Here is an 11,683-nt window from a genome sequence, read left to right on the forward strand (position 1 = left end):
TTAATTTGAAAATCAAATTAAATCGTCTAAGCTTGCAAAAATTGCCGTCGGGTTATCGGATCATCCCCTGAGGAGAGGGGCCGAACCTACCTCAATTGCAACGGGAGGCAGCCTCGCATGGCAGTACAGCAAAGAGAATACGGACGCCGGAGGCTCCTGAACCAGATCCGCCGGTCCGGCCAGATCCCGCGCATCGAACTGGCCGACCTGACCGGGATCAGCCGGGCGACCGTCACGACCATCACGGCCGAGCTGCTGGAACACGGGCTGATCGAGGAAGTCGCCCGTGGCGAGGGCCTGCCTGACGCCCGGCGCGGCAGACCCCGTGTCGATCTCAAGATCCGAGGCGCCGCGCATCTGGTGGCGGGCATCAAGGTTTCTGACCGTCGGCTCTCGCTCGTGCTGCTGGATTTCGAAGGTAAACAGCTCGCCGAGCTGGAAACCGAGATGACGCGCAGCAAGAATTCCCCCGAGGGGTTGGCCGACGAACTCTGCGCGGCTCTCGCCCGGCTCGCGGAAAACGCCGGTCGAGACATCAGCGATATTTCAGGCGTCGGGGTCGGCATCGCCGGTATCGTCTCCGCAGAACAGGGGGTCGTCTACTGGTCCCCTGCCCTGTCCCAGCGCAACGTCACCTTCACCCGCGTCCTCAGCGAAAAGCTGAACCGTCCCACCTTTGTCGACAACGACGCCAATCTGGTTGCGGTGGCGGAAAAAAACTTTGGCCTCGGCCAGGCGCATTCCGATTTCATCGTCGTGACGATCGAGGCCGGTGTCGGTATGGGCCTGATCATCAACGGCAATCTCTACCGGGGCACGCGCGGCTGTGGCGCGGAGTTCGGCCATACCAAGGTGCATCTGGATGGTGCGCTCTGCCGCTGCGGCCAGCGCGGCTGTCTCGAGGCCTATGTCGCCGATTACGCCCTCCTGCGCGAAGCCCGCACACTCTCCGATCTCGACCCCGCCGTGAACGACGTGGCCCAGATCGAAAACCTGCTGAATGCCGCCCGTGTCGAAGACGGCCCCGAACGCCGCATCGTCGAACGGGCGGGCCGGATCTTTGCCCTCGGCCTTGCCAACCTCGTCAATATCTTCGACCCGGAACTGATCATCATGGCGGGAGAGCGGATGCAGTTCGATCACCTCTATGCCGAGAACGTGCTGCGAGAGATGCGCAAATCCATCGTGCAGGTCGACAAGACCCCGCCCGAGGTCGTCATACACAAATGGGGCAACCTGATGTGGGCGCGCGGTGCCGCCGCCTATGCGCTCGACAATATTTCGGAACTCGCACTTGAGGGGCTGGGCGAGAATGCGGCGTGACCTGACCCTCCTCGCCACGCTCCTCGCGCTGCCTGCGGAGGCCGAACCCCTGTTCCATCCCGTCGCCATCCCCGATCACGTCTACGGCGGCGGGTGGGAGCATTTCGTCGGCGGCGGCCTCGCGGTCTTCGACTGTTCCGGCGATGGCCTGCCAGAACTCTACGCCGCAGGCGGAGAAAACCCCGGCACGCTTCTGCGCAACACTTCCGACGCCAAGCAGATCGCCTTTCGCAAGGACACGCCCGACGCGCTGGCCCTTAGCCACGTCACTGGCGCCTACCCGCTGGACCTCGACAGCGACGGCATCCTCGACCTGATCCTTCTGCGCGCCGGCACAAACGCGATCATGAAAGGCGGTCCGGAGTGCAGCTTTTCCCCCTTCCCCGATCTCGGCATCGTCGAAGCGGACGACTGGACAACCGCCTTTTCCGCAACATGGGAGGGCAACAATAGCCTCCCCACCCTCGCCTTCGGCAATTACGTCGACCGCAAAGATCCAAACGGCCCGTTCCGCGCCTGCGATACCAGCTATCTCTACCGCCCTGACGGCGACACCTACACCGCGCCCATCCCGCTCGACCCCGGTTTCTGCACCCTGTCGATGCTCTTCTCCGACTGGGGCAATACCGGCCGCGCCGATCTGCGTGTCAGCAATGACCGGCATTACTATGTCTCCGGCGGGGCTGAGCAGATGTGGGCGATGGAAGACACCCCGCGCCTGCTGGGCGAGGACGACGGCTGGCAGACCCACCGGCTCTGGGGCATGGGCATCGCCGCGCGCGATATCGACCGCGACGGCGATCAGGAAGTATTCCTCACCTCCATGGGCGACCAGCGGTTGCAATTCCTGCGCGACGGCGCTTCCGGCCCGGATTTCACCGATGCGCCCTATGCCCTAGGGTCGACGGCAACCTCGCCCTATACCGGAGGTGACGGACGGCCCTCAACCGGCTGGCATGTCGCCTTTGGCGATGTGACCAATGACGGCAGGGATGACGTTTTCATCACCAAGGGCAATGTCGACCAGATGCCCGACAGCGCCTGGAAAGACCCCAACAACCTGCTGATCCAGAACTCCGATGGCAGTTTCACCGAAGCGGGCGAAAGCGCCGGCTTGCTTAGCCTGCACCGTGGACGCGGCGGCGCGCTTTCCGATCTGAACGGCGACGGTCTGCTCGACGTCGCTGTCATCAACCGTCGCGCGGCGATGGAGATCTGGCAGAACGTCTCGACCGAAACCGGCCACTGGCTCAGCGTCGACCTCCGCCAGCCCGCCCCCAATACCCGCGCCATCGGCGGCTGGATCGAACTGGATGACGGCACCACCCTGCAACGGCGCGAAATCACTTCCGGCGGCGGTCATGCAGGCGGCAGCGCCATTGCAGAGCATTTCGGTCTTGGCCCCGCGCCATCCGTCCGCCTGCGTGTGATCTGGCCCGATGGCACCGCCTCGGACTGGATCGAACAACCCGCCGACCAGCACCTGACCCTGACCCGTCAGGGCGACAGCCTATCGCTCAACAACTAACCCGCTTGGCACCGTCTTTGGTACCCCCAGCCGCCCGGCGATACTGGCCTCATCTGTCAGAGCGCCAAGAAACGCCAGCAACTGCCGTATCTCCGCGTCGCTCAGCTCTTGCGGCGCCAGCGTATTGGCGGCGGCAATCGCCTCGACCTCGGCGGCATCCGTCATGACCTCGTAATCCTCGACCTCAAGATCGGGCAAAACCACCTGCGCCGGATCATAGGATTTTAACGCCGCGACCGGATCAAGGTGATGGCGTACCACCGCCTCAAGCGTCGCATAGGCCCCGCTATGCCCATAGGGCGCGGTTGCCGTCACATTGCGCAGCGACGGGGTGCGGAACGCATAGGCATCCGCCGGATCGCCCGTCACCCGCATCCGCCCCACATCCCGCGCATGACGTTCAAACCGCGCCGCCTTGCCGGGGCCGATCTGCGGCATCGCGATCGCATGGAATTCATGATCTGTCTGGAATTGACCGGCATGACAGGTTGAACAGCCGGCCTCGCCATAGAACAGCGCCATCCCCGCCGCCGCATCGCCGGTCAGCTTGGCCTCGCCCAGCAGATGGCGATCAAAGGCACTGTCATCCGCGCGCCATTCAAAAACGATGAAATCCGCGATCACGTTGGCGATGTCGGCGAATGTCACGTCGCGTTCGCCAATAACCTTGTCAAAAGCCGCCCGATACGCCGGGATCGCCTCGACCCTATCGGCAAGGATCGACCACGCCCCGCCCTCGCCCGTCAGGATACCCTGCCGCACCGCCGCTGAAACATCGCTTTCGGAGTAATGCCCGGCCATCTCATCGGGCGAGAGCACCGGGAACATCGCTTGCGCCGCCAGCGCGGAATCGAACCCCTGCTCCATATCATCGCCAAGCGGCGTGCGGATTCCATCGGGCTGCGCGGCATCGTCCTCAAGCCGCCCGTCATGAAAGAAATGCGTGAACTCCGCCGCGCCAAGGTTGAACAGCGCGGGCGAATTGCGTGGCACCCGTTCCTCCGGCATGTTTTCTGGCGAAGCCCGTCGGTCCGGCCCAAGTCCTGTAGCCCCATCTCCCAGCCCCAGCGGCAACCCGTCCGACGTGGCAAAGCGTGGATGATGACAACTGGCGCAGGACACGCCCTTCCCGCCCGACAGGATCGGGTCGTAGAACAGCAACTGGCCAAGCGCGATCTCTTCCCGGCTGGCCGTCGAAAACTGCGCATCCGCCTTGGGCAGCGGCCCTGCACCCGCCGCCGTCGCAATCAGAACCGCCAAGGCCGCCAACCGTTTCATGTCTCCGACGCTATCCGAATGCGTGTACGCTGGCGATAGGGCTGCCCGGGGGCCGCCAGCGACAAGGGGAACCCGGCGTTCATTGCGTTCGGATAGCCATGTGGTTCCAGACACATCCCGCGCTCGCGACAGTGATCCGCCCCGTGCCGCGCGATCAACTTGCCGGAGGTATAGAATTGCAGGCAAGGTTGGTCACTGATCATTTCAAGCATCAGCCCGTTCGGCGCGCGCAGCCGCACCGGGTGGTCGGCCTGTGCGTCCAGCCCGGCAAATGTCATGTCCATCCCCTGACCCACCGGATCGATCTCGGCAATCCTCCGCTCCGCGCGGCAATCGAACGCCATGCCCGCGACACTGCGTACCTCGCCGCTTGTAACGAGATCCGGCCCAACCGGCAGGTACTCCGTTGCCGGAACGATCAGGCGGTGATCGCGGATCGTGCCCTCTCCGGCCAGATTGTAATAGGAATGCTGCGCAAGGCTCACCGGAGTCGGACGGTCCGCCTCGGCCATCATGTCATAACACAGCCAACCGTCTTCGAGCGAAATCACCACCGTCAGATCAAGCTGGCCGGGATAGCCCTGCTCACCATGCGGCGAGCGCAGCTTCAACTCTACCGCGCGCGCGCCATCCACCGACATGTCCCATTGCCGGGTATGCAGGCCCCGCGCGCCGCCATGCAGGTGATTTGGCGCCTCGTTCACGTCCAGCGCCCAGCGTGCGCCATCCATCTCGAACGCCGCGCCACCGATCCGGCCCGCCATCCGCCCGACAATAAAGCCAAGGAAATCAGGATTGTCGCGGTAACTTTCGGGGTCATCGAACCCAAGCACGACAGGCACGTCACGCCCCTGATGATGCACAAGCCACGACTGGGTCGCGCAGCCAAGATCAAGGACAGTGACAGATTGCCTGCCGTCTCTCAGCACGTGGCTTTCGACTTTTCTCTCTCCCCGCATCCCGATCTCCTCCTCCGGGCGGCCAGCCTTTCACGAAACGATGGCCGGGCAAGAAAAAGGGCTGGCGTCACCGCCAGCCCCAACCGTCTCAGACGAACCTGTTGACGTAGTTTTCCAGCTTTTCCTGACGACCCGAGCGCGGCTCGGGCGCGATGCCGCCCGCTTTGACCTTGTCGAAGATCGTACCGAGATCGCTGTCGAGCATCGCCTTGGCCTCATCCGAGCCCCAGCCCGCATAGCGTTCGTCCAGCGCCGCCTGCAAACCGCCGTCCTCGATCATCGCGGCCGCCGCCTTGAAGCCGCGCGCGCAGACATCCATCGCGCCGGCGTGACCCGCGATCAGGTCTTCGGCATCCAGCGACTGACGGCGCAGCTTGGCGTCAAAGTTCGTGCCGCCCGTGGTGAACCCGCCGCCCTTGAGCACGTGGTAATAGGCCAGCGCAACCTCGGGCACGTTGTTCGGAAACTGGTCGGTGTCCCAGCCCGACTGGTAGTCGTTCCGGTTCATGTCAATGGACCCCAGCAGGCCCTCCGAAACCGCCAGCGCCAGCTCGTGCTCGAACGAATGCCCGGCCAGAATGGCATGGCCCTGTTCGATGTTCAGCTTGACCTCGTTTTCCAGACCGTACTTGCGCAGGAACCCGGCACAGGTCGCCACGTCGTAATCGTACTGGTGCTTTGACGGCTCCTGCGGTTTCGGCTCCACAAGGATCTGACCCTCGAAACCGATCTTGTGCTTGTACTCGACCACCATGTTCAGGAAGCGGCCCATGTGGTCCAGCTCCTGGCTCAGGTCGGTGTTCAGCAGCGTCTCATACCCTTCGCGACCGCCCCAGAGCACATAGTTCTGACCGCCAAGCCGCTTGGTCGCGTCCATACAGGTTTTGACCGTGGCTGCCGCATAGGCGAATACGTCCGGATCGGGGTTGGTCGACGCACCCGACATCCAGCGCCGGTGCGAGAACATGTTGGCCGTCCCCCAGAGCAACCCTATCTTGCGGGTCGACATTTTCTCTTCGAAATAGTCGATGATCTCCTGAAAGCGGTCATAGCTCTCGGCAAAGCTGTCGCCTTCAGGGCGAATATCCACGTCGTGCCAGCAGAAGTAGGGCTGGCCGAGAATGTCGAACATATCAAAGGCGCAATCGGCCTTGATCTTGGCATTTGCCATCACGTCCTGAGGATACCAAGGGCGCTCGAATGTCTGCCCGCCGAACGGGTCGCCGCCTTCCCATGCAAAGGAATGCCAGTAGGCGACGGCAAAGCGCAGATGCTCTTCCATGCGCTTGCCCATGACCATTTCGTCCGGGTTGTAGTGGCGGAACGCAAGCGGGTTGTCGCTTTCGGGCCCCTCGAATTTGATCGGGGCAATATCGGCAAAAAACGGATGTGTCATGGCATGGCCTTCAGGGTTGGATAGGACTGTGCGAACGCTTCATAGGCGGCCTCATAGGCGCCCTGCAGATCCGCACGGGGTTCAATGGTTTGCGAGACCGGCGGTTTGGTCATCACTGTCTCGGGGGCGGCACCGGTGATGCCGCAAATGGCCAGCCGCGCCGCGCCCAGCGCCGCGCCGAACTCGCCGCGTTCGGGCAGATCGACCGGCATGTTCAGCACCGTGGCCAGCAGTTCAATCCAGTAGCGCGATTGCGCCCCGCCGCCGATGGCCAGTACGCGATCCAGCCGCGCCCCGGTGGATTTCAACGCTTCAAGGTTATCGCGCAGCGCAAAGCTCACGCCCTCCAGCACCGCCCGCGCCAGATCGCTGCGCTTGGTCCCGATCGAGAGGTTGATGAAAGAGCCGCGCACCGCGCTGTCATTATGCGGCGTCCGCTCGCCCGAGAGGTAGGGCAAAAAGCGGACCGCGCCGGGTTCGGTGATGGTATCGCCCAGCTCTGCGGTCAGCTCGGCGGGTTTCACACCCGTCACGCTTGCCAGCCAGTTCAGGCAATCCGTCGCCGCCAAAATCACGCCCATCTGGTACCACGTACCGGGGATGGCGTGACAGAACGTATGCACCGCGCTTTCCGGGCTGGGCGCGAACCCGTCCCGCGCCGCCAGCAACACGCCCGAGGTGCCGAGCGACACGAACCCGTCGCCCTCGCCCAGCGCCCCGACACCACAGGCCGAGGCCGCGTTATCGCCGCCACCCGCCACGACCTGCACATCCGCTGGCAACCCCAGCGCCTTGGCCAGTTCAGGGCGGATCGTGCCGACAATATCCGTGCCTTCGATCAAGTCGGGCATCTGGTCGGCCCGCATACCCGAGCCCTTCAGCAAGTCCTCGGACCAGGCCCGCGCGCCCACGTCCATCCATGACGTACCGGCGCTGTCCGACATGTCCGACGCCGCGCGCCCGGTCAGCCAGTAGGAAAGATAATCCTTGGGCAGCAGCACCTTGGCCACCTGCGCGAAAATCTCCGGCTCGTTCTCGGCCACCCACATCACCTTGGGCGCGGTAAAGCCGGGAAAGACGATATTGCCGCTGATCTTAGGGAAATCCGGGTTCGCATCCAGTTTCGCCGCCTGCGCATGGCTGCGCGTATCGTTCCACAGCATACAGGGCCGCAGCACCGCGCCCTCTGTATCCAGAAGCGTCGCGCCATGCATCTGCCCCGAAAGGCCGATACCGCGCAGCTGCGCCATCGCTTCGGGGGCCTGCGCGACCAGCGCGGCCAGCGCCTGCTCGCTCGCGGCGATCCAGTCTGCCGGATCCTGCTCGCTCCAGCCGGGATGCGGATGCGACACGCTCAAGCCCGCATCAGCCACCGCAACGGCGACCCCATCAGCATCTACCAATAACGCACGAACACCCGAAGTGCCCAGATCCAGACCGACAAACATCACGAAATTCTCCCTGTGGCGGGAACTCTTTCGCGATTTAATTCCGGTGTCAAATTAAAAAGAGTGAAGGCGGCGGGATTCCGACCTCTTTCACACTTGGCCTTCGCCGCTCCCCGGAGTTCCCTCCGCTGCTCTGGCCCCATGCACATTGGCCGCAAGCGCCCCACAAGGGACCGTGATGATGGGGGAAATCCCTGTCAGACGATACATCTGCCCGGCTGAGCGAAGCACCGGATGACGCCCTTCCGCGATCAACGCGACAATAAAGGCGAGAATCGTGCTGATCGCCCCGCCAATCGCGATACTCAGCCCGCGAATGTCCGTGACGGGCCGTTCCGGCCTCTGCGCCGGCTCCAGCACGACCAGCCGCTCCGACTGCCGCTGTACCTCAAGATCGACCCCGATCTGGGCCTGCCCCCGCCGCTGCGCTGCCAGCGCGAGCTCCTGCCGCAGCCGCTGCTGTTCACGCTCCAGTTCGCGAGTTTCCGCCCGGCTGGCTGTCGCCGAGACGGCCCATTGCGCCTCCATCGCGGCCAGCTCTGCACGCAGCGCAGTTTCAGCCTGCGTCAGGAAATGCAGCGTCGCGCGCGCCTCACCGATGCGCATGGCGACGCTCTGCCCGATCAGCCGGTGCGAAAATTCCTGCGCCATCAGCCGTGCCAGTTCCGGATGATCCATCCGAGCCTCGACAACCACCACCGCCGACGCGCCCGACGCGGCGGTCAGCCTGATGTCGACCCGCTCACGCAGACGCTCGGTCAGCGCCGACATCGAGGTTTCGTCATCTCTGGCGAATAACCCGTAGGCATTAATGATTTCCGCCAGTGAGGTTTCGCTTTGCACCTCGCGCGCAAGCTGCGGCACATGCCGGACCAAGGGCTCGCCCACCGTGGTCGCGGCCAGTTCCTGCGCCACTTTCGGCGGCACGATCTGCAACACCTCGCGCGCGTGATACACAGGTCTCTGCCCCAGCCCGAACCCGATAGAGAGCGCCAGCCCAAAGATCATCACCGCCAGCATCAGCACCCAGCGACGCGCAACCATGTCCAGCATGTCATCAAGCGTTGAAAGCTGCCCCAACACCCCGTCGCGCTCCCTGTCCCTATCGTTCAGCATTCACGATCACGCATAGGCTGGTGCGGGGCCGGTCTGGCGCGCGCGGTTGAGGATTACCCCAAGGATCCGGGCCTGCCCCTCAAGACGGCGTTCGCATTCGGCGATGTGCTGCGGCAGCGTCCGCGTACCATCCGCGACCAGCAGCACCCCGTCGACCTGCGGCAGAAAGGCCGAGAGATCGTCGCTTTCCAGAACCGGCGGCATGTCGCAGATCAGGACGTCCGGCGTCAGGTCATCCATCAGCTTTCCGATGGCCAGCGCGCAGTTTTCACCATGCAGCAGGTGCGATGCCTGCGGCGCCGGCCCCGCTGCCGCCGCGACGGCAAAGGCATCGTCGGCACGTTTCACATGCGCAATCGCACCGGATGCGCCGCTCAGAAATCCTTCCATATCCGTCCCCGGCATGCCCAGCGCAGCGGCCAGCCCGGGCCGGTAGAGGTTGAGATCAAGCAGGACCGTGCGGCTGCCCGGCACCCCGGACAGGCTCAACCCCAGTTGCAGGGCCGAGAAGGTCGCGCCGCAGCCCCGCGTCGGCGCGGCAATAGCGACCCGGTTCCAAGCATTGCTGCGCAGCGTTTTCAACAGGCTGGTGCGCAGGTGGTTGAACGACAGGCGCACCGGGTCGTTTTCGCTGGTGTTCCGCGCTTCATCCACGATGCGTCGCGTTACTGACGGCACGCCCGGCAGCCCGCGCCACGCATCCGCTTGCACAAGGCTTGAAGACAGGTGCGAAAAGGCCTGCATCAAGGGTTTTTCGTTTGATCCCTTACGGGATGCTCCCGCACCGCGCCCCGATCCCTCGATCAGGCGCAACTGAGCCTTGCCGCGCTTTGCGCCGAACAACCCGTGCGATTTCGGCTCGGGCAGGTCCCGATACAAACCGTCCAGACGGGAATCGACCCCGTCGCGGTCCTCGTCATCACTCATTTCAGCCCCTCTTCAAACCCGCGAACCCATCGCCCCGAATGCCTGGCGTCCGCTCAACAAGAATAATTTCGTTCAATTTCTTGCAACTCGACTGGCAATCGCTGCGCCGGGGGAAACAGGCGGCCAGCGGCGTCCGTCCGGCAATGCCAGACCGGCGATGGACCGGGCGGGATAAAAACTCATCCCCACCCATTCGGACGTCGAGACACCGATACCTGAAGAGGTACCAATAAACACACCTCGCCGTCCCTTACCCATATCCACCGCCAAACGCTCCTGACCGCCCGCCCAGACAATGCCTGGCACCCTGGCTGCCCCCAGACAGGTTTACTCGTTACTCTCACACATGGCGCAGGCCCAAAAACACGAACCCTTGCCGCGACAGACCGGCCCCGACCGCGAAACTAGGAAACACCGCATTTGGCAATTTGCATCACCACGCCCGGGTATCCGATCTGTCACGAATGACTTTACTCCCGCTGCTGCCGAGGACCGAATAAAACAGATTGTTTCCAAATGGCCTTTGTTGATTTCATTGGATTTTCCGATTTTCGACGGAACCAATCGCAATGTGTGGGCCGCATTGTTCACGAACAAGCAAAAACGGCGCCCCAATGGGACGCCGCTGAACCGGATCTAGCCCGGCTGATTCCGGTAGAATCGCCTGTCAGGCCGCGCGATGCATCGCCAGAGCCGTATCGAACATGCGGTTCGAAAAACCCCATTCATTGTCATACCAGCTAAGCACGCGCACCAGCCCGCCATCGCTCACGCTCGTCTGATCCGTGGCAAGGATCGAGGAATGCGGGTTGTGATTGAAATCCGACGAGACCAGCGGCAGGTCCGTGGTCGTCAGGATTCCTTTTAGAGGCCCGCTCTGCGCCGCCTCGCGTACTGCGCCGTTGATCGTCTCGACAGTCGCGGCCTTGCTCGGCACGAAACAAAGGTCGACGACCGATACATTCGGCGTCGGCACCCGGATCGCGGATCCATCGAGCTTGCCTTTCAGATGCGGCAGAACAAGGCCCACCGCCCGCGCCGCCCCGGTCGAAGTCGGGATCATGCTCAGCGCCGCCGCCCGTGCGCGGTAAAGATCCTTATGCGCTGTATCCAATGTCGGCTGATCACCGGTATAGGAATGGATCGTGGTCATATACCCGGTTTCGATCCCGAAAACGTCGTCCAGCACCTTGGCCACCGGCGCTAGGCAGTTCGTCGTACAGGAGGCATTCGACACGATGGTATCCGCCGCCGTCAGTGTGTCGTGGTTCACGCCGTAAACGATGGTCTTGTCCGCATCGCTTGCCGGGGCCGAACAGAGCACCTTGGCGCTGCCGTTCTCAAGATGCGCGCTGGCCTTTTCCTTGCTATTGAAAATGCCGGTGCATTCGAGCGCCACGTCGACGCCTTCCCACGGCAGATCAGCCGGGTTGCGATGTGCGGTGACGCGGATCGGGTGGCCATCGACAACCAGATGGTCGCCCTGCACCGAGACCTCGACATTCAGATGCCCATGCACTGAATCGAATTGAAGCAAATGTGCATTGGTCTCAATCGGCGCCAGATCGTTGATCGCAACAATCTCCACATCGTCACGCCCGGACTCGATCCAGGCGCGCAGGACGCAGCGGCCGATGCGTCCGAATCCGTTTATGGCAAGTTTCACGGACATTTAAACCTCCAGGCGTGTGTCTCTGCGTAAAGCGCC

The 11,683-nt window shown here is 63.2% G+C and carries 9 protein-coding genes; 2 read left to right on the forward strand and 7 right to left on the reverse strand.

What is annotated here, in order from left to right; all coding sequences use genetic code 11:
• The first annotated feature begins 117 nt into the window (after window positions 1-117).
• Window positions 118-1,323 (forward strand): ROK family transcriptional regulator, encoded by a 1,206-nt coding sequence (locus MF268_RS03400; protein WP_238369488.1) that lies wholly within the window; start codon window positions 118-120, stop codon window positions 1,321-1,323.
• A complete protein-coding gene (locus tag MF268_RS03405; RefSeq protein ID WP_238369489.1) occupies window positions 1,313-2,851 on the forward strand; it encodes a CRTAC1 family protein in 1,539 nt (512 codons plus the stop codon). Before MF268_RS03400 ends, MF268_RS03405 begins: the two co-directional genes overlap by 11 nt.
• Here the strand turns inward: MF268_RS03405 and MF268_RS03410 are convergent.
• From MF268_RS03410 to gap, 7 genes are all read right to left on the reverse strand, one after another.
• Window positions 2,834-4,129: a cytochrome-c peroxidase gene (locus MF268_RS03410; RefSeq protein WP_238369490.1), complete on the reverse strand. Its 1,296-nt coding sequence runs from the start codon at window positions 4,127-4,129 to the stop codon at window positions 2,834-2,836. The genes MF268_RS03405 and MF268_RS03410 overlap by 18 nt on opposite strands.
• A complete protein-coding gene (locus MF268_RS03415) occupies window positions 4,126-5,088 on the reverse strand; it encodes an aldose epimerase family protein (RefSeq protein ID WP_238369491.1) in 963 nt (320 codons plus the stop codon). Before MF268_RS03415 ends, MF268_RS03410 begins: the two co-directional genes overlap by 4 nt.
• 88 nt (window positions 5,089-5,176) lie before the next feature.
• Window positions 5,177-6,484, reverse strand: coding sequence for a xylose isomerase (gene xylA, locus MF268_RS03420; RefSeq protein WP_238369492.1), 1,308 nt, complete (start codon window positions 6,482-6,484; stop codon window positions 5,177-5,179).
• The gene (gene xylB, locus MF268_RS03425) at window positions 6,481-7,932 is read right to left on the reverse strand and encodes a xylulokinase (protein ID WP_238369552.1); all 1,452 of its coding nucleotides are present in this window, start codon (window positions 7,930-7,932) and stop codon (window positions 6,481-6,483) included. Before xylB ends, xylA begins: the two co-directional genes overlap by 4 nt.
• 90 nt (window positions 7,933-8,022) lie before the next feature.
• Entirely contained in the window at window positions 8,023-9,048 is a 1,026-nt protein-coding gene (locus tag MF268_RS03430) for a GumC domain-containing protein (RefSeq protein WP_238369493.1), read from the reverse strand.
• Between the two features lie 6 nt (window positions 9,049-9,054).
• Window positions 9,055-9,975 (reverse strand): P-loop NTPase family protein, encoded by a 921-nt coding sequence (locus tag MF268_RS03435; RefSeq protein ID WP_238369494.1) that lies wholly within the window; start codon window positions 9,973-9,975, stop codon window positions 9,055-9,057.
• Between the two features lie 667 nt (window positions 9,976-10,642).
• Window positions 10,643-11,647: a type I glyceraldehyde-3-phosphate dehydrogenase gene (gene gap, locus MF268_RS03440; RefSeq protein ID WP_238369495.1), complete on the reverse strand. Its 1,005-nt coding sequence runs from the start codon at window positions 11,645-11,647 to the stop codon at window positions 10,643-10,645.
• Window positions 11,648-11,683: the final 36 nt, after the last annotated feature.

It is taken from the genome of Heliomarina baculiformis, from assembly GCF_019966545.1.
Taxonomy (GTDB): Bacteria; Pseudomonadota; Alphaproteobacteria; order Rhodobacterales; family Rhodobacteraceae; genus Heliomarina; species Heliomarina baculiformis.